At 65.6% G+C, this 18,225-nt stretch carries 15 protein-coding genes; 8 read left to right on the top strand and 7 right to left on the bottom strand.

The annotated features are described in order from the left end of the window. Positions 1-4: 4 nt before the first annotated feature. Both GQB03_RS01760 and GQB03_RS01755 read right to left on the bottom strand, forming a co-directional pair. Complete coding sequence (locus GQB03_RS01760; RefSeq protein ID WP_159683364.1) at positions 5-916, bottom strand: hydrogen peroxide-inducible genes activator; 912 nt, start codon at positions 914-916, stop codon at positions 5-7. Between the two features lie 164 nt (positions 917-1,080). Continuing rightward, positions 1,081-1,518 carry a hypothetical protein gene (locus GQB03_RS01755; protein WP_159683361.1) on the bottom strand — a complete coding sequence of 146 codons (438 nt, stop codon included), beginning with the start codon at positions 1,516-1,518 and terminating at the stop codon, positions 1,081-1,083. A 64-nt stretch (positions 1,519-1,582) separates the two neighbouring features. Between GQB03_RS01755 and katG the strand changes: the two genes are divergently transcribed. Continuing rightward, entirely contained in the window at positions 1,583-3,754 is a 2,172-nt protein-coding gene (gene katG, locus GQB03_RS01750; protein ID WP_159683359.1) for a catalase/peroxidase HPI, read from the top strand. Positions 3,755-4,119: 365 nt separating this feature from the next. Here the strand turns inward: katG and GQB03_RS01745 are convergent, their stop codons facing one another. The 4 genes from GQB03_RS01745 to GQB03_RS01730 all read right to left on the bottom strand — a co-directional run bounded on the left by GQB03_RS01745 (position 4,120) and on the right by GQB03_RS01730 (position 9,235). Continuing rightward, entirely contained in the window at positions 4,120-4,776 is a 657-nt protein-coding gene (locus GQB03_RS01745; RefSeq protein ID WP_159683356.1) for a hypothetical protein, read from the bottom strand. Then, positions 4,773-5,453 (bottom strand): hypothetical protein, encoded by a 681-nt coding sequence (locus GQB03_RS01740; protein WP_159683353.1) that lies wholly within the window; start codon positions 5,451-5,453, stop codon positions 4,773-4,775. Before GQB03_RS01740 ends, GQB03_RS01745 begins: the two co-directional genes overlap by 4 nt. Before the next feature lie 1,062 nt (positions 5,454-6,515). Continuing rightward, positions 6,516-6,914 carry a hypothetical protein gene (locus GQB03_RS01735; RefSeq protein WP_159683350.1) on the bottom strand — a complete coding sequence of 133 codons (399 nt, stop codon included), beginning with the start codon at positions 6,912-6,914 and terminating at the stop codon, positions 6,516-6,518. A 122-nt stretch (positions 6,915-7,036) separates the two neighbouring features. Next, positions 7,037-9,235, bottom strand: coding sequence for a phospholipase D-like domain-containing protein (locus GQB03_RS01730; protein WP_159683347.1), 2,199 nt, complete (start codon positions 9,233-9,235; stop codon positions 7,037-7,039). Between the two features lie 263 nt (positions 9,236-9,498). Here GQB03_RS01730 and GQB03_RS01725 point away from each other — a divergent pair, with 263 nt between their 5' ends. After that, a complete protein-coding gene (locus tag GQB03_RS01725) occupies positions 9,499-9,699 on the top strand; it encodes a hypothetical protein (protein WP_159683344.1) in 201 nt (66 codons plus the stop codon). Between the two features lie 79 nt (positions 9,700-9,778). Here GQB03_RS01725 and GQB03_RS01720 read toward each other — a convergent pair whose 3' ends face one another. Beyond that, positions 9,779-11,095 (bottom strand): enoyl ACP reductase FabMG family protein, encoded by a 1,317-nt coding sequence (locus GQB03_RS01720; protein WP_159683341.1) that lies wholly within the window; start codon positions 11,093-11,095, stop codon positions 9,779-9,781. Between the two features lie 147 nt (positions 11,096-11,242). Here GQB03_RS01720 and GQB03_RS01715 point away from each other — a divergent pair, with 147 nt between their 5' ends. The 6 genes from GQB03_RS01715 (at position 11,243) to GQB03_RS01690 (ending at position 18,200) form a co-directional block, all read left to right on the top strand. Further along, positions 11,243-11,635: a hypothetical protein gene (locus tag GQB03_RS01715; protein ID WP_159683338.1), complete on the top strand. Its 393-nt coding sequence runs from the start codon at positions 11,243-11,245 to the stop codon at positions 11,633-11,635. Positions 11,636-11,741: 106 nt separating this feature from the next. Then, positions 11,742-12,956, top strand: a complete 1,215-nt coding sequence (locus GQB03_RS01710) for a TolC family protein (protein ID WP_159683315.1) — start codon at positions 11,742-11,744, stop codon at positions 12,954-12,956. Beyond that, the gene (locus tag GQB03_RS01705) at positions 12,953-13,498 is read left to right on the top strand and encodes a hypothetical protein (RefSeq protein WP_159683312.1); all 546 of its coding nucleotides are present in this window, start codon (positions 12,953-12,955) and stop codon (positions 13,496-13,498) included. Before GQB03_RS01710 ends, GQB03_RS01705 begins: the two co-directional genes overlap by 4 nt. Then, on the top strand, positions 13,495-14,616 hold the full coding sequence (locus GQB03_RS01700) for an efflux RND transporter periplasmic adaptor subunit (protein WP_159683310.1): 1,122 nt from the start codon (positions 13,495-13,497) through the stop codon (positions 14,614-14,616). Before GQB03_RS01705 ends, GQB03_RS01700 begins: the two co-directional genes overlap by 4 nt. Positions 14,617-14,619: 3 nt before the next feature. Further along, a complete protein-coding gene (locus GQB03_RS01695; protein WP_159683307.1) occupies positions 14,620-17,718 on the top strand; it encodes an efflux RND transporter permease subunit in 3,099 nt (1,032 codons plus the stop codon). Between the two features lie 29 nt (positions 17,719-17,747). Further along, on the top strand, positions 17,748-18,200 hold the full coding sequence (locus GQB03_RS01690) for a hypothetical protein (protein WP_159683304.1): 453 nt from the start codon (positions 17,748-17,750) through the stop codon (positions 18,198-18,200). Positions 18,201-18,225: the final 25 nt, after the last annotated feature.

Here is an 18,225-nt window from a genome sequence, read left to right as displayed (position 1 = left end):
CGATTCAGGGCGTTCGCGGGTCGCCCGCCTCGCCGCGAAGCAGTTCGCCCAGCAGCTTGAATTCGTGCACCCGCTGCGATGTCGGGCGCCACACCAGGGCGATCTGCCGCCGTGATTCGTCGGACAAGGGGATGAGCTTGACGCCGGTTCCCTCGGTGATGCGCGCATCGATGGCCAGCCTGGGCAACAAGGTGATGCCGATGCCGGCATCAACCATCGGGACGAGCGTATAGAAGCTGCTCGCCTCGAACTTGCTGCGCACGTGCATGCCGGTCAACTTGCACACCTCCAGCGCATGGGCCCGGAGGCAGTGCCCCTCTTCGAGCAGCAGTAAGGGCTCTTCGTGCATGTCTTTCACCGTGAGCCGCTTCTTCCGGGCCAATGGATGATGCCGATTGACCGCCACGAAATACTCGTCTTCGAACAGCACGTGGGTGGCGAGGTCGCCGGTGTCGAACGGCATTGCGATCAGGGCCAGGTCGATCGCGCCGTCCTGCAATTGCTCGAGCAGCGGCAGGGTCAGGTCCTCTTCGAGAAACAGGCGTAGCGACGGGTGGCGTTTGCGGATGGCCGGCAGTGCCCGGGGCAGCAGGAATGGGCTGATGGTCGGGATCGCGCCCAGGCGCAGGTCTCCCGACAGCGGTTCGCGTTTCGAGATTGCCAGGTCCATGATGCCGTCCGCCTCTCGCAAAATGGACCGCGCACGCAGGGCAATCTCCTCGCCCAGGGGGGTGATCAGCACGCGGCGCTTGTTGCGTTCGGCCAGCGGCACGCCGAGGATGGTCTCCAGGTCACGGATGCCGGCGCTGAGCGTGGAGGGTGTGACGTTGCATGCCTCGGAGGCCTTGCCGAAATGTCCCGTATCGACAAGCGCCACAAGGTATTCGAGTTGTTTCAGGCTCGGCAGCAGCTTCATCTTCAGATTCTCTGTATTCGTTATTTCCGAATACTGACTCGATCAATGATTGATTTACCCTGGCCCGGGGGCATCCTAGACTTCAAGGCCGTTTCCCATGACATGAGGCTTCGACCCGGACTTTGCACGAGCGCGTTGGCGAACACGATAATGGCAGGCGAGAACTATTCCAAGCCCATCTGAGCAAGGTGCCGGTCAGCGGCGGCGGTCGTCCCGAGCGGGCCGAAAATGCCTTCAGAATGGATATGGCGGCGCGCCCTGCGGATGGTCGAGCGCTCCTGCCGAGGCCTGAACGATTTCCGGCGAAACGTTTCAGACTCGTCATGTTCCGCCCCTTCGGCGGAACGAGGCCGGGCCCGAAGCTTCGGAAACCGCAGGTGTGCGGCGAGGCCGAATCGGCGCTTCCGTTTCGATGAACATGCAAAAGAACATTCCGGGCCTGTTGGCCCGGGCGGCGGATGGTTCGTCCGGGAAACAACCATCCCCTGATTCAGGTCGACGCCACCCACCCCGGCATCAACCGCGACTGGCCTGCGCTTGCCGGTCGGCCTTGCTGATTTATCGGGTTCGATTTCGGCGACACGGAATTTCAGGCAGATCATCCGGATCTTTCAAGGTGCAATTGCTGCACGACAATCTCGCTCAGGGAGCAAGGAGGAGTTAGCAATGACGGAAACGACGAAGTCCGCAGGTAAATGTCCGGTGATGCACGGGGCGGCCACTTCGGCCAGCATGGCGAACATGGAATGGTGGCCGAAGGCATTGAACCTGGAGATCCTGCACCAGCACGACACCAAGACCAACCCGATGGGAAAGGACTTCGACTATCGGGAAGCAGTCAAGACGCTTGACTTCGAGGCACTCAAGCGCGACGTCAAGGCCCTGATGACCGACAGCCAGGACTGGTGGCCGGCCGACTGGGGCCACTACGGCGGCCTGATGATCCGCATGTCCTGGCACGCGGCCGGCACCTATCGAATTGCCGACGGCCGCGGCGGCGCGGGACACGGCAACCAGCGCTTCGCGCCGATCAACTCCTGGCCCGACAATGCCAACCTCGACAAGGCCCGCCGGCTGCTCTGGCCGATCAAGAAGAAATATGGCAACAAACTCAGCTGGGCGGACCTGATCGCCTACGCCGGAACCGCCGCCTATGAATCCATGGGCCTCAAGACCTTCGGTTTCGGCTTCGGCCGCGAAGACATCTGGCACCCCGAGATCGACACCTACTGGGGCGCAGAGAAGGAGTGGCTGGCGCCGAGCGAGAACCGTTACGAGGACGTGGCCAATCCCGCAACCATGGAAAATCCGCTCGCCGCGGTGCAGATGGGCCTGATCTACGTGAACCCGGAAGGGGTGAACGGCAATCCCGACCCGCTGAAAACCGCCGCCCAGGTGCGCGAGACCTTCGCCCGCATGGCCATGAACGATGAAGAGACGGTGGCGCTGACCGCCGGCGGCCACACCGTGGGCAAGTGCCACGGCAATGGCAATGCGGCGAACCTCGGCCCCTCGCCGGAGGGCGCGGAGCTTGAGGAGCAGGGCCTGGGCTGGCAGAACCACACCACCCGCGGCGTCGGGCGGGACAGCGTGACCAGCGGCATCGAGGGCGCGTGGACGAGCCACCCGACGAAGTGGGATAACGGCTACTTCGACCTGCTGCTCAAGCACGAATGGGAGCTCAGGAAGAGCCCCGCCGGCGCCTGGCAATGGGAGCCGGTCGGCATCAAGGAAGAAGACAAGCCGGTCGACGTCGAGGACCCGAGCATCCGCTACAACCCGATCATGACTGATGCCGACATGGCCATGAAGATCGACCCGGCCTACCGCCAGATTTCGGAGCGCTTCCACAAGGATCCGGCCTACTTCTCCGAAACCTTCGCCCGCGCCTGGTTCAAGCTCACCCACCGCGACATGGGGCCGAAGGTGCGTTACATCGGCCCGGATGTGCCTGGCGAAGACCTGATCTGGCAAGACCCGGTGCCCGCCGGCCGCAAGGACTATGACGTTGCGGCGGTCAAGGCAAGGATCGCCGCGAGCGGGCTCGGCATCGCGGAGATGGTCGCGACGGCCTGGGACAGCGCCCGGACCTTCCGCGGCTCCGACCTGCGCGGCGGCGCCAACGGCGCGCGCATCCGTCTTGCCCCGCAGAACGCCTGGGAAGGCAACGAACCGGCGCGGCTGGCCAAGGTGCTGGCGGCGCTGCAGCCGATTGCCAGCGAGACCGGCGCCAGCATCGCGGATCTCATCGTGCTCGCCGGTAACGTCGGCATCGAGCAGGCAGCCAAGGCGGCCGGCTTCGACCTTGAGGTGCCCTTTGCGCCCGGCCGCGGCGATGCCACCGACGCCATGACCGACGCCGACTCCTTCGCAGTGCTGGAACCGATCCACGACGGCTATCGCAACTGGCTCAAGAAGGATTACATCGTCAGCGCCGAGGAGCTGATGCTCGACCGCACCCAACTGATGGGGCTGACCGCGCCCGAGATGACGGTGCTGGTCGGTGGCCTGCGCGTGCTCGGTGCCAACCACGGCGGAAGCAGGCATGGCGTATTCACCAGCCGGGAAGGTATCTTGAGCAATGACTTCTTCGTCAACCTGACCGACATGGCCTATGCGTGGAAGCCGGTCGGCAACAACCTGTACGAACTCCGCGACCGCAAGTCGGGCCAGGCGAAGTGGACGGCGACACGGGTCGATCTGGTCTTCGGCTCCAACGCCATTCTGCGCGCCTATGCCGAGGTCTACGCCCAGGACGACAACCAGGAAAAATTCGTCCTGGATTTCGTTGCGGCTTGGACCAAGGTGATGAACCTCGATCGCTTCGATCTGAACTGAGCTCCCGGGCGCCGTCCGGTGCAGGCTCGTACTCGACTCAGGGGAGTGCGAGCCGTACCGGCGGCCACCGAAGCGGCAACCGCCTTCCGATGTGCTCCGGCCGGCTCTTGGCCGCAGGGGGGGGCAGCAGTGCAATTGCATCGCGTCTATCAAAAGGAGGAGCAGGAGGAGGGGGCAAAAATGGACGAGCTCAATGCGGTGTCCACGATCTCGGCCACGGCCGCGGGCGGACGCAATGGACACACGCAGTCGGCAGATGGGTTGGTCGGCGTCGATCTGTCCGTGCCGAAGGCAACGGCTGCGCTGAGCTGCGCACGGGGGATGGTGCCGGCCCGGATGTACGTAATTGCCGGTGCGGTTTGCGCTCAGCGGCGGAGCTGGGCCGGCACCGCATTTTCAAGGTCGCCGAGGATCGGAGACAGATCCAGCCTGCCCCCCGTGTCCTTGCCGCGAATCGCCGTGTTCATGCCGTCCTCGCCTTTCAGCGTGCCTTCCCACACCCTGGTGCCGGATGCGGTTTCGTAGATGGTGATTCGCAGGTTTTCGGCCGACAGTGCCATGTAGAGCGGAATGTTGAGCATGAAGATGTTGCCGATCGCCTTGGCGGTCGACCAGGGTCTAGTGAGCCAGCGTTCGATCACCACTACGCCATCCACCACGTTTGTCGCACCGACCGCCCGCATGGTCGCGGCGGCGCGGTCGGGCAGTTCGGCATCGACGGTGCGCGCTTCGTAGCCCTTGCGCGTGACGAGGAAGTCCACTACGTCCGCGCGCAGCGATGTGCGTACCTTCTGCTTCACAGCGTCCAGCTCCTGTGCGGACATGTCGGCATCCGGCGAATCCATCTCCAGCAGCACCGGCAGTACCGCCAGCCGGCTCAGCCTTCCGACCGAACTGGTCGAGCGGTAGGACTGAGCCGACCAGGTCGATGGCGTCACCGGCGCCTCGGTGCGCCACTCGCGGGTGCAGCCGGCCAGCGCGACCAGCATCGCCAGGACTGCACAATGTACCAACGGTTTCACGGTGCCTCCAGGGCTGTCAGCCGGTCGACCACCATGCTTGCCAGCACCTGCACGTACTCGGCGGCGGTCTCGGTCACCAGGGCGGCGTCTCGAGTGGCGAAGCGCTCGAGACTGGCGCATTGGGGCGGCGGCGCGTCGGTGCTGCGGTTGGTCTCGGCGATGATCAGGCGGTCCTGCAGCACCTCCCGCTCCGCGGCCGTGACCCGCAGGTCGGCGCTGGCGATGAAGCATACCCGCTCGGGCCGCTCGCCGGCCACGCCGAAGGCATTGACCGTGACGTCGACCTGTGCCGGCGGTCCCGCCTCGTCGAGCGCCAGCGCCGTCCCGCGCAGGCGCAGCGCTCCCAGCAGTGCGGCCTCGAAGGCGTTGTTCTTTAGGGCCTTGGCCACGCGCTCCCAGGTCCTGCGCTCCGAGCCGGCCATGATCAGCGCGCCCGGCGCTAGCAACAGTGCTCCCACCACCAGGCCGCTGGCGAAGAGCGGCGGTGCGACGACACCGAGCGCGCCGGAGGCCACGCCGGGGCCGAAAAACGCCATCCACTCGCCGGAAGTGTCGGTTGGCAATTCGGTCGGTCCGACGGTTCGTACCGAAAAGTCGTATCGCGCGGGCAGCAGTGGGTCGGCCATTGCGTTCGACGAGATCACCAACCACATCAGCAAGGCACCGATACGCCCCATCGTGCGAGTTCCCGGTCATTTGGGTTGCGCGTCAAGATTAGCGCGCGTGCGCGGGGTGGGGGGATTGATTTGTGGAAATGGATTTGTAGGACGGAGCGTGTGCCTTCGGTCGGCAGTGATTGGCCGGGTCTCGTCCTGGCAGACGAGTTACTTTCTAGTCGCGACTAGAAAGTAACCAAAGAAGCGCCCCTTCTGTGCCACCGGCGGCGGGCGGAGCTCGGCGGCACAGAAGGGGAAGGCTGCTGCCGGCTCGGCTTCGCCGTTGCCCGCAAGTTGCGGCTGCCGTAGTGGCGAGCGCGGCTAGTCCATCTTGGCGGGCTCGACTCCGCTAGCGGATACTATAGTTCTAGACCTGACCCCAAAGCTCCTCCGATCTGGAGAGCCGTTTCGGCCAGACTTTTGCCTGCCAGCGCTTGACTCGAAAGACGGTATCTGACCCCTATGGCGCTAACTGCGGTTTTAAGATCATCAAAGTTGTCGTGGACAATCTCCGTGCAGACGCAAAAGGTTTTGTAAGTCTTTAGAAATTGGGCCTTTCGGTTCAATCTGCGTGACCTTGCCATCTGATCTGCCGTAGCCAGAGTGCTCCTCAGAATACATAAACGTGGCGACGGCACCAGTGGGGCGCGCAATGACTGAGATATTTGAATCCGTCTTCATCGTTCCACGGACCCACCCAGAAGCTGTGAGATGCCACTCGGTCCACTCTAAACTTGCACTCATGTTGTCCCCACGTTCGGCAAAAGTGCGGTCGATATCGGTAGGTGAAAGTGGCGATTCTCAATGTGTCCGCGGATGCGCCCTAATGCGCGCCCCTCGATGGCTACGCGATACCTAATCACGATAGGGCATTGCTATATAGCACATGCTTGCACACCAACGGAAATGCGAATCAAATATCTAGCAACTTCATGGGGAAAATGGTCTTACGCTGTTATTTTTTGGCGGCTTCACGGTTAGGCTGGCCAGTGCCAGCGTTAATGGTGGCGCGTGCCCGAGGCAGTAGCGGCTTTGCGGGCCCCGGTGCGCGACACAGAAGTCCCCGGGTGGGCGAACAATCTCCTAACACTTCTTGTCCTGGGCAATCCAGTTGATTGTTGAGACAACGATCAGATCATCGTCACTGAATCTGAGCGCATAAGAATGAGTCGTCAAGCCCGTGTATCCCCCGTATGCATTCTTGGCGTTGTACTCGACGCACACTTGCCAAGCTCTCTCATAGTTGAGTCCTGCTGTCGTGCCTGTGACTACTTCTGGGCCTCGCAGGACGGCAAATGCTTTGAGGCTTTCCGGATCAAGCAAGACCCGTTTCAGGTGGCTCAAAATGGCAACCTGTGCTTCTTGACGAGTTGGTTGCCTTCCTTCTGGGTGCATCACAATACCCGTGGGTACCGATACGCAGCCCGTAAGCACCACAGCTACAAAAAATCCTGACACGCGACTGCTGTTGCTTTCACGCACGATGCTGTCCCCGGTTGTTTGTATTCATCACAGCCTTTAGTGGGATTTGCGTTGAGGTTACGCATTTACCGGCAAAAAAATTACGTCGTGTTATGACATAAGGTGCGTTCTGAAATGTTCCATCAGATCCCTTTGAACAACCCATTGAACTCATTCGCCGCCTTCGTATCCCCCTGCATGATCCGCCGCGACAGGTCATAGACCCGCTGCGTTGTCTCCTGCACCTGCTTTTTCAGATCCGCCTTCTGTTGCTCGTTCAACCTGTCCTGTCCGGCGTAGCGGGCGAGTAGCTGGTCGATGAGCTGGTTCATTTCGATGCTGAGCTGGTCCTTGTCGCGGCCGATGCGGGCGGTGTCGTCTGCCATGCGGCCGGGAGTGGTGATGAGGGTGTGGATGCGGGCCTTGTAGGCGGCGACGAAGTCGGGGGCGTTGCGGATGAAGACGCCGTTGTTGCTGTCCATCATGAAGCTGCGCAGGTCGGCGTTGGATGAGCCGATGAAGATGTCGCGGTCGAAGACCATGACCTTGGAGTGCAGCGAGAGGTTGGCGCCTTCGACCGGTTGGTATTCCAGGTAGCGCAGCGTGGCGGCCTTGTCGGAAGGGCCTTGTTCGCGCAGGTGGTCGGCCAGCGCCTTGAGTTGCCATACGGCGAGCAGGTTCACCACGTTGAGGTCGGTGGTGGCGAGCGAGTTGGTGATGATGTTCAGGGTGACGCCCTTGCAGGGGCGTGTGCCGTCAAGCGAGGCGGTAATGTCCTGCAGCAGGTTGGCGGGCAGGAACAGGTAGGCGTTGTGAACGATGACTTCGCGCGGCGCGGCGTCCGTTTGCGAGCAGACTTCCTGCAGGGCCGAGCGCCACAGCGACTGGATGTGCTTGCTGGCGGCGGCTTCGCGGTCGTGGCGGGCGCCGTAGTTGCGCTTGCCGTCGGTGACCGGAAGGTTTTCGAGGTAGAAGATCTGCGCCTGCGGGTCGATCGGCAGCGGCGGCACGGTCACGGTGCGGCGGTAGTCGGTAACGTAACGCCGGACATGCTCGCGTTGCTGTTCGGCGACCGCCTTGATGCGTGCGGGCAGGGCCACGAAGTGCTTGTCTACATAGCGGTCGACACAGGCCTGGTCCTTACCCTTGTCGCAAGCCTCCTGCGCGGCCTGGATCACCTTGAAGTTCATGAGGAGGTCATTCGGTGCATGGTCGCGCACCTCGGCCAGCGGCGCGACCATGCTGTGCAGGTTCCACAGCCGGTCGAAGCTGTCGGCCAGCGCCTGGCTGGGCCCGCTGAGCGGCAGCCGCGCGTCGGTGTCCATGAAGATATATTTCTCGGCCAGCGGGTTGGGGTGCATGTGGTAGGAGTCGGCCACGTTGCGCCCGCCCAGCATCAGGGTGCTGCGGTCTGCCAGCAGGAATTTGTGGTGCAGGAATTCGGTGAGGTAGTCCCAGTCCTTCTGTGCCTGGGCGTTGTCCTGGCGGGACAGTGGCAGGTAGCTGTTGACCGCGTCGAACACCGGGTTCACCTGCTCGCCGAAGGTCTGGCGGATGAAGGCGAGTTTGAGCTTGGCGGCGAGGCCTTCGGCGCCGCCGACGTAGCGTGCCTTGAAGAACAGCTTGCCAAGCTCCTTGAGCTGTTCGGTGCGCTTGCTGTCGGCCGAGGCCGCGCCGCCGGAGAGGGCTTCGGCGTCAATGTCCTGCCCGCGGCTGATCGCGTAGGCCATGACCTGCGGGTTCTTGCCGTAGAGGCCGGAGAGGAACAGGCCCGAGCCTGCGAAGCTGCGATTGGTGTAGGGCTGGCCGGTATCGGCCGCGAAGGCGTTGTCCACCGCCTGCAGCTTCTGGGTGTCGCAGGCTTGGGTGTTGACGCCCACGTCGGCGCAGCTCAGGGTCAGGAAGGCGGCGTCCTTGACGATTTCGAGTGTCGGGCGGTTGTAGAAGCGCACCTCGATGCGGCCTTTGCCTTCCTGCTCGAGCCAGCTGAAGCGGTCCAGATCCTTGTATTCGCTGAAGTAATCGACCAGCAGGCGCACCTTGACGCCGCGCTTCGCGGCGTCGATGAGCGCCTGGCTGAGGCGCGACGAGGAGTAGTCGTCGTCGAAGATGTAGTAGGCGAGATCGAGGCTCTGCTTCGCGCCTTCCACCAGCGCCAGCTTGTCCGCGAACGCGGCGTCGTTGTCCATCTCGACGCGACCATCGACGAAGGCCAGTGGGCCGGCGCTGGCCTGTTGTTCCAGCGTGCGGGCGAGCGGCGGCTGGTGCATCGGCGCGTTCGAGGCGCAGGCTCCGAGCAATGACGCCAGCAGCGTGGCGAGTGCGAGGTGTTGCAGTTTCAAGTCGATCTCCCTGGAGATTCCTTCCGTTGCCGTGCGCATGTGGCGCGCGGGCTTCACGGCGTGGTTTCGGGCGAGCTTAGCGTCTTCGGATATGACAGTACAGCGTCACGACAGGCGCTTCTTTGGACCTCCGCTTGCCTTTGGAAACAACCGCGTCGGGAATTCCGCTGTCGTGGGGGTGTCCGTCATTGGCAGGCCTGACGACTTGCGGGGCGACGGGATTCGCCCTCGCCCGATTTTCTGACGAGGTACTGGAGGCAATCATGACCAGAACAGTCACCGGCGATTTCGGTTCGGAAGACGCCATGAAGAATGCAATGGACGACCTCATCTCCAACGGGATTCCGCGCGAGGAGGTGTTCATGGACAGCGAGCACATGCAGCTCAAGGTGATGGTGCCGGACGCCATCGAGGCGAGTGTCGGCGAGATTCTCAGGCGGCATCACGCCAGCAAGCTGCACTGAGTTGCCGCCTTGCGCGGATGCAAGAAAAAACCGGGGCCTGAGCCCCGGTTCGTTTTTTCTAGCCTGAGAACGAGTCGGGTCAGGCGTGCATTGCGTTGAGCTGCTTGGCGATGACGTCGTGATTGAGCCATAGCACCGGGCCGGCTGGTGCCGATGATTCGTGGAACATCAGCGGGCCGGTGGCTTCGAGCACCAGGGAGCTCAGGTGGTCGGTGATGAGGGCCTTGCGGTCCTTGTGCAGGCCGACGATCTCGTCCGAGGCGCCGATCATGATCTCGGCCAGGGCTTCGCTGTTGGGCATCGGCCAGGCGGCGAAATTGCGGTAGGAGGTCATCACCTCGCTGGTGTGGAAGCCGTCGATCTTGGCGACGATGGACTCGATCGACACCCCGTCCTGCAGCAGGTCGTCGCAGGCCTTCCACTGCGATTCGGCCCAGGCGCCGCCGTTTTCCTTGCGCAGCGCGTGCAGCAGCGAGATCAGCGGCAGCTCGACGCCGACGAAGATGTCGGACGAATTGGTGCGGATCTCCGGGCAGTTGTACACCGTGGCCTTGACGCCTTCGGCCCAGGCCGCCTCGGCGATGCGCTCGAGCCGCATCTTGGCGTAGCCCTGGGTGTAGTTGGTGTAGGTCTGCCACTGGTAGCGGTCCTCGATGAGGATCTCGGTGCCGTGGTAGCCGTATGCCGAATAGCGCACTTCGCCGCCGCTCGCCTCGAGACGGGCGCGGATCGCCGCGCTGGCTTCGATGAGATGGCCGAAGGTGTTCGCCGAGACCTCGTCGAAGTTCATGAGGATGAGCTTGCCCAGATCGCTGTCGAGCAGCACCTGCGAAGACATGAAGCGATCGCCGCGGCCCTTGTAGATGCGGTTGGCGATCGCCAGGAAGACCTTGGCCTTCGGGATGCCGCCGGCCATGGTGTGGGCGAAGAATGCACTGCGACCGTCCGGGATCATCGCGTCGAGCTGCTTCATCACCTCGGCCACGGTGTCCTTGAAGCGTTTTACGCCGACCTCGCGGCATTTCTCGATGTGTGCCCAGTCGAGCTTGTCCTCGGTCCAGGTCTTGAGCGTGAGCTTGCCGAGCAGCTCGGTCGGGGTGGGCTCGCCCGGTGGCGCATCGAGGTCGAAACCGGCCATCAGCGGCAGGTTGATGATGTGCCCGCCGAGATTGGCCTCGGCTTCGGCCAGTTCCTCGGCGGTGAGCGGGCGCAGCGCGTTGTTCTCGTCGCGACGGCCGACCGTGATGCCGACGATCTTCATGCCGGCCTTGCGTGCCTCGTTCACCAGGCCATTGGCGTAGCCGCGGCCGAACAGTTCGCCGAACAGCACGAACACGTCGCCCTTGCGGAAGATGTTCGTCTGCGGAACCTGTCTGAGGGGAATCGGCGAATCCATATCGATGTTCTCCAAACGTGCGAATTTCTGATGTTGTGGGCGCGATTCTACCTTGCGATACGCCGGTGCTGGGCATCGCCGAGAGATGGTCGGGAACGTTCCAACCCGATGGTGGTCAATTCGCGGTCTTCGGATACACTCCCGGTCATGTCGCGCCTGCGCAATCTATTCCTGCTGCTGATCGCCCTGTGGCTGCCGATCCAGTCGGTGGTGGCCTATGCCATGCCGTTCTGCGCGCATGGCGAGGGTGGGCAAGTGGCAATGGCGCAAGAGATGCGGCATGCCACCATGGCGCACGGCGAATCGCAGCACGACCACGTCGTCAACGCCGCGCCGCAGGACGAGCAGGGGCCGATCGGCGCGTGGGCCAACTGCGATCAGTGCGGGGTCTGCCACCTTGCCTGTGCAAGCTTCCTCGGCCCGGCAGCGATGCAGATGGCCGCGCCTTACAACGATCACATCCAGCACGCGAGTTCGCCCCACGCGGTGACCTACCCATACCTCGCGCGCTTCGAACGACCACCTTCATTCGCCGCCTGATACGGGCGGCCGATACATCCCGAACTGATTCTTCCACGGACCCTGCCCGCAGGCGTCCGCGCTGCCGCCCGTTTTCGAGCCTTCGTGCAACGTACTCGAGAACTTCATGCGACAGCTTCTTCTTTGCATTGCGCTCCTGTGGAGCGCCGCGCCGTGGGCGGCTGAGCCGCCGGCGACGCCGAATACCCTTGCGCTCTCGGCGGCGGTCGATGCGGCGCTGGCGCGCGACCCGCAGGCCGCCGCCTTCGCCGCCCGCGAGCGCGAACAGGACGCGCGCGCCGCGCTGGCCGACGGGCTGACGCCCGGGCCGGGCAGCGTCACGCTCGGCCACACCTCCGACCGGCTCGACCGCGACACCGGCAAGGCGGAATGGGAGCTCGAGGCGGCCTGGCCGCTGTGGTTGCCCGGCCAGCGCGGCGCGCATGCCGAGCTCGCCCGGCGCGAGTCGTCGGCCCTCGATGCGACCCGCCAGGCCCGTCGGGCGGCGCTTGCAGCCGACGTGCTGGAGTCTGCAGGTGCCTGGCGCCTGGCGGCGCTCGAGGCCGAACTTGCAGAGCGTCGCCTTGAGGCTGCCTCGGCGCTACAGGCCGACCTCGAACGTCGCCTCGCTGCCGGCGAGGTCGCGCGCTTCGAAGCCAATTTGGCCCGCAGTGAGCAAGTCGAGGCACGGGTCGCGCATGAGGATGCGCGCGCCGCGCTGGCCGATGCCGAGCGTGCCTGGCGGCTGCTGACCGGCCTGCCCGGCGGCCAGCCGGTGTTGCTCATCCCGTCGGCTGTACCCGCCGAGGACGTCGAAGTGCCGGCGCTGCGGCTCGCCCGCGAGGCCGAGGCGGTGGCCACCGCGCGCCTGCGCAGCGAACGCGCGCGCCGTCGCGAGGCCCCCGAGCTGGCACTGCGGGTGCTGCACGGGCGTGACGAGCGGGGCGTGCCATGGGGCAACCAGCTCGGCGTAAAACTGACCATTCCGTTCGGCGGCGGGCCGGCCTGGCGGGCCGATACTGCGGGTGCCGAGGCCGAATTGGCGCAGGCTGCGGCCGAGCTGCAGGCCGAAGCGCAGCGTAGCGCGGCGACGCGGGAGCAGGCCGAGCTCGCCGTTTCGCGTTCGGCACGCAGCCTGCAGGCGGCGCTGGCACGCCAGCGTCTTGCCCAGGACAACCTCTCGCTCGCCGACAAGGCTTACCGCCTCGGCGAATTCGATCTCGAGACCGTGCTGCGCGCGCGCAGCGCTGCCCACACGGCGGTGCTGGCGGTTCGCCGTGCGGAAATCGGCCAGGAGCAGGCTGCGCTGAAGCTGCTGCTGGCCCGGGGAGTGACACCTTGAAAGCCATGAATATTCGCTCGATTGCTTCGGCGCTCGCCGCCGCGGCGCTGTTCGCCGCGGGCCCGGCACAGGCCCACGAGGGCCACGACCACGCCGCCGATCTGCCGCCCTTGCCGCTGCAGGCGACCGGACCGCGCCTGGAGGCGCGTTCCGCCGATCTTGAGCTGCTGGCGGTGCTCGAGGATCGCCAGCTGGTGATCTATCTCGATCACTTCGCCAGCAATGTGCCAATCACCGATGCAAGGCTCGAGCTCGAGAGCGGTGACTGGTCGGCGAAGGCGCAGGCCCGCCCCGACGGCAGTTACGTGGTCGATGCGGCACCGCTGGCCGCGCCTGGCTCGCACCCGGTTGTGATCACGGTCGAGGCCGGTGACATCGTCGATCTGCTCAATGGCGAGCTTCAGGTCGGCGCGCCGCAGCCGCCGGCCGGGCCTGCAGCGGAGCGGGCCGGCGTCGTGCCCCGGTCAGGCTGGGTGCTGGGCGGCCTGGCGGCGCTTGGCGTGTTTGGCGTTCTTGTGATGCGTATCCGGAGGTCGGCATGAAAGGATCGATCAGGGCCTTGCGGAAGCTGGCCGTGCTTGCGGGCCTGGCGTTCGGCGTGCTCGCCCATGCGCATGAAGGCCATAGTCATGGCGACGAGCCCGCATTGCCCGCCCCGCCGGCCGGCAGCGCGCCAGCGCGGCTTGCCGACGGCAGCGTCTTCCTGCCCAAGCCGGTGCAGCGCCAGCTCGGCATTCGTACCGCGCTGGCCGAGGCAGGCGCCTTCAGCACGGCGGTGGAGCTCTCGGGCAAGGTGATCGCCGATCCGTCGGTGGCCGGCATGGTGCAGGCGCCGGTCGACGGACGCATCGAAGCGGGGCCGAAAGGCATGCCCTTGCCAGGCACGGCTGTCACGCGTGGGCAAGTGCTGGCCTGGTTGGTGCCGGTAATCGGTGCTGCCGAACGGGCCGGCCAGCAGAGCGCCTTGGCGGAGCTGGACGGTGCGTTGGCGCAGGCGCAGCGAGATCTGGCTCGGCTGGAGCAACTCGACGGCAGCGTTCCGCACAAGCAGATCGAGGCGGCGCGCCTCTCGGTGGATGCCATCTCCGCGCGGCGCAGCGCCACGGCGCGTGGGCTCGACGGCCGCCAGGCCCTGGTGGCGCCGGTGAACGGGGTTGTCGCTGCGCTGCGCGCCGGCGCGGGCGAGGTGGTCGAGGCGCGGGCGACGGTGTTCGAGATCATCGATCCGGCACGGCTGATGGTCGAGGCGCTGGCCTACGACCCGGCGCTGGTCGGCACGCTTGGCGACGCGCGCATGCAGGCCGGCGGGCGCAGCGTGACGCTCGCCTTCGCGGGCGCGGCGCGCAGCCTGCGCGAGCAGGCGCTGCCGGTGCTGTACCGGGTGCCGGCCGAGGCGGCGGCCTTTGTGGCCGTCGGCCAGCCGGTGACGCTCACCGCCAGTGCCCGCCAGCGGGCGAATGGCGTTGCGGTGGCCGCCTCGGCGGTGCTGCGCGACGGCGGCGAATCCTACGTGTGGCTGCACGAGTCGGCCGAACGCTTCGTCCGGCGGATGGTGACCAGTGTGCCGCTGGATGGCGCGCGGCTGCGCATCGCCGGCGGGCTGGCGGGCGGCGAGCGGGTGGTGGTGGATGGTGCCTCGCTGCTCGGCCAGGTGAGATAGCCGATGTTCAACGCAATCATCAATTTTTCGCTGCGCTCGCGCCTGGTGGTGCTCGCCGTGGCCGCGGCGCTGGTGGTGTGGGGCCTGCTGTCGCTTGCGCACACGCCGGTGGATGTGTTCCCGGACCTCAACAAGCCGACCGTCACGCTGATGACAGAGGCTGGCGGGCTGGCCCCGGAGGAGGTCGAGCAACTGGTGACTTTTCCGCTGGAGACCGCGCTCAACGGCATGCCCGGCGTGACACGGGTGCGTTCGGTGTCGGGCGTGGGCCTGTCGGTGGTGTACGTGGAGTTCGACTGGGGTACCGACATCTTCCGCAATCGCCAGCAGGTGGCGGAGCGGCTGGGCCTGGTGCGCGAGCAGATGCCGGCCGGGGTGGCGCCGCAGATGGGACCGATCAGCTCGATCATGGGCGAGATCATGCTGATCGCGCTGCCGCTGGCAGACGGCGCCAACCCGATGGCGGTGCGCGAATATGCCGACTGGGTGCTGCGGCCGCGCCTGCTGACGGTGCCCGGGGTGGCGCAGGTGATCCCGATCGGCGGCGAGGTCAAGCAGTACCGCGTCGAGCCGGACCCGGCGCGGATGCGCGCGCTGGAGATCTCGCTGCACGACCTCGATACCGCCCTGCGCGAGTTCGGCGGGCTTGCCTCGGGCGGCTTTCTGGAATCGCAGGGGCGCGAATGGCTGATCCGCGGCCTTGGTCGCACGGTGCGCATCGAGGATCTCGAGAACCTCGCGTTGGGTACCCGCAACGGTCAGGCGGTGTTGTTGCGCCAGGTGGCGAGGGTAGGCTTCGCACCCGGACTCAAGCGTGGAGACGCGGGCTACAAGGGCCGCCCGGCGGTGATCGTGTCGGTGCAGAAGCAGCCGGGCACCGACACCGTGGCGCTGAGCGCGCGCATCGATGAGGCGATCGCCGGCCTCGCGGCGAGCCTGCCGGCAGGCGTGAGCGCGCCGCAGGTGCTGTTCCGTCAGGCGGATTTCATCGACCACTCGGTGTCCAACGTGCAGGAGGCGCTGCGCGACGGTGCGGTGCTGGTGGCGGTGATCCTGTTCCTGTTCCTGCTCAATGTGCGCACCACGCTGATTTCGCTGACCGCGATCCCGGTGTCGCTGCTGGTGTCGGTGCTGGTGTTCCGTTATTTCGGACTGTCGATCAACACGATGACACTGGGCGGGCTGGCGATCGCCATCGGCGAGCTGGTCGACGACGCGGTGGTCGATGTCGAGAACGTGTTCCGGCGGCTGCGCGAGAATCGCCAGGCGGGCAGCCCGCGTGGCGCCATCGAGGTGATCGCCTCAGCTTCGCGGGAGGTCCGCTCGGGGGTGGTGTATGCGACGCTGATCGTGGTGCTGGTGTTCGTGCCGCTGTTTGCGCTGCCGGGCATCGAGGGGCGGCTGTTCAGTCCGCTCGGCGTGGCCTATATCGTCTCGATTCTTGCCAGCCTGGCGGTGGCGCTGACCCTGACACCGGTGCTGTGCTACTACCTGTTGCCACGGCTCAAGCGTCTCGACCACGGCGACAGTGCGCTGGTGGCTGTGCTCAAGCGCTGGCAGGCCGCAGCGCTGGCGTGGTCCTTTCCGCGCAGCGGCTCGGTGCTGATGGTCGCGGTGGCGCTGGTGGTCGCGGCGGCGGCGAGCGTGCCGTGGTTTGCGCGCACCTTTCTGCCGCCGTTCAACGAGGGCACACTGACCATCAGCGTGCTGCTCAACCCGGGCACTTCGCTGTCGGAGTCGAACCGCATCGGCGCGCTGGCCGAGCGTTTGATCCTGCAGGTGCCTGAGGTCACCAAGGTGGGGCGGCGCACCGGCCGGGCGGAGCTCGACGAGCATGCCGAGGGCGTGCACTCGAGTGAGATCGATGTCGATCTGGCGGCCTCGGCGCGCCCGCGTGCGCAGATCATCACCGAACTGCGTACGCGTCTCGCCAGCCTGCCGGCCTCGGTGTCGGTGGGCCAGCCGATCTCGCACCGCCTCGACCACCTGCTGTCGGGCGTGCGGGCGCAGATCGCGCTCAGGATCTTCGGTGACGATCTCGATGTGCTGCGCGCCCGGGCCGAGGAGCTGCGCACCCGCCTGTCGAAGATCCCCGGTATTGCCGACCTCTCGATCGAAAAGCAGGTGCGCATTCCGCAGGTCAAGGTCAGCCTCGACCACGCTGCGATCGCTCGCTACGGCGCCACCCCGGGTGACGTGCTGCGCCATGTCGAGATGCTGGTGGGCGGCGACAAGGTAGCGCAGGTGCTCGACGGCAGCCGCCGCTTCGATCTGGTGGTGCGCCTACCCGACAGCGCACGGGCTGCCGGGCAGCTTGGCGATCTGCTGCTCGAGACGCCGGCGGGCCGGGTGCCGCTCAAGCTGCTGGCCCGCGTCGATGAGGCCGACGGCCCCAACCAGATCGGCCGCGACAACGGCAAGCGCCGCATCGTCATCGCCGCCAATGCCGCTGGCAAGATCGACGAGGTGGTGGCGGCGATCCGCGCCGAGATTGCCGCCACGCGGCTGCCGGCCGGCTACTACACCACGCTCGAGGGCCAGTTCCAGGCGCAGGAAGAGGCCGCGCGGCTGATTGCCGGGCTGGCGCTGGTATCGCTGACGATGATTTTCCTGGTGCTCTACAACCGTTACCGCTCGGCACTGCTGGCGGCCGTGATCATGGCCAACGTGCCGCTGGCGCTGGTGGGTGCGGTGGTCGCGCTGTGGCTCTCCGGGCAGCCGCTGTCGGTGGCGGCGCTGGTGGGTTTCGTCACGCTGACCGGCATTTCGGCGCGCAACGGCATCCTCAAGATCAGCCACTACATCAACCTGTGCGCCTTCGAGGGCGAGCGCTTCGGCGAGGCGATGATCGTGCGCGGTTCGCAGGAACGGCTCACGCCGGTGCTGATGACCGCGCTGGTCGCGGCCTTCGCGCTGATCCCGCTGCTGGTTTCGGCCGATGCGCCGGGCAAGGAGATCCTCCACCCGGTTGCGGTGGTGATCTTCGGTGGCCTGATCAGCTCGACCCTGCTCGATTCGCTGATTACCCCGCTCATGTTCAACCGCTGGGGGCGCGCCCCCCTCGAAAGACTGCTCGCCGCCAAGGCGACCGACGCTTACTGATCTTCAAATTTCCTACGGAGTCGAAAACCATGAAACCGAGCACCCTTGCACCGTTTTTCATTGCCGCCTGTCTCATCTTTGCCGGAGGGCCGGTGATGGCCCACGACGACGCCACGCTGGACACCATGACCGCGCCGAACGGCGGCCAGCTGCGCATGGCGGGCCCGTATCACTTCGAACTGGTGGTTGACAGGACCGCCAGTGGCGCGGCGGATGCGCCGGTCTACGTTTACCTCAGCGACCACGCCGGCAATCCGCAGCCGGCCAAGGGTGTTACCGGCACCGCCATCCTGTTGAGCCCGAAGGGCAAGGCGTCGGTGCCGCTGGCGGCGGATGGCGAGTCGCGGCTCAAGGGCATGGGCAAGTACGCGGCCGACCCGGCACTCAAGGCCGTGGTGTCGCTCAAGTTCGCCGACGGCAGCACTGGTCAGGCGCGCTTCGAGCCGCTCGCGCACGACGCCACACAACATCACATGCACTGATTTTCAGCCGCAGATCGCGGCATCC

The sequence above is a fragment of the Cognatazoarcus halotolerans genome, assembly GCF_009800965.1.
In the GTDB taxonomy this organism is placed as follows: domain Bacteria; phylum Pseudomonadota; class Gammaproteobacteria; order Burkholderiales; family Rhodocyclaceae; genus Cognatazoarcus; species Cognatazoarcus halotolerans.
This window is presented reverse-complemented; position numbering and strand designations above follow the sequence as displayed.

Excerpts from the sequence above, each read along its gene's own strand:
- GQB03_RS01760 (WP_159683364.1), bottom strand. The coding sequence starts at position 916 with ATGAAGCTGCTGCCGAGCCTGAAACAACTCGAATACCTTGTGGCGCTT.
- GQB03_RS01755 (WP_159683361.1), bottom strand. The coding sequence starts at position 1,518 with ATGATCTGCCTGAAATTCCGTGTCGCCGAAATCGAACCCGATAAATCA.
- katG (WP_159683359.1), top strand. The coding sequence starts at position 1,583 with ATGACGGAAACGACGAAGTCCGCAGGTAAATGTCCGGTGATGCACGGG.
- GQB03_RS01740 (WP_159683353.1), bottom strand. The coding sequence starts at position 5,453 with ATGGGGCGTATCGGTGCCTTGCTGATGTGGTTGGTGATCTCGTCGAAC.
- GQB03_RS01725 (WP_159683344.1), top strand. The coding sequence starts at position 9,499 with ATGACCAGAACAGTCACCGGCGATTTCGGTTCGGAAGACGCCATGAAG.
- GQB03_RS01720 (WP_159683341.1), bottom strand. The coding sequence starts at position 11,095 with ATGGATTCGCCGATTCCCCTCAGACAGGTTCCGCAGACGAACATCTTC.
- GQB03_RS01715 (WP_159683338.1), top strand. The coding sequence starts at position 11,243 with ATGTCGCGCCTGCGCAATCTATTCCTGCTGCTGATCGCCCTGTGGCTG.
- GQB03_RS01710 (WP_159683315.1), top strand. The coding sequence starts at position 11,742 with ATGCGACAGCTTCTTCTTTGCATTGCGCTCCTGTGGAGCGCCGCGCCG.
- GQB03_RS01700 (WP_159683310.1), top strand. The coding sequence starts at position 13,495 with ATGAAAGGATCGATCAGGGCCTTGCGGAAGCTGGCCGTGCTTGCGGGC.
- GQB03_RS01695 (WP_159683307.1), top strand. The coding sequence starts at position 14,620 with ATGTTCAACGCAATCATCAATTTTTCGCTGCGCTCGCGCCTGGTGGTG.
- GQB03_RS01690 (WP_159683304.1), top strand. The coding sequence starts at position 17,748 with ATGAAACCGAGCACCCTTGCACCGTTTTTCATTGCCGCCTGTCTCATC.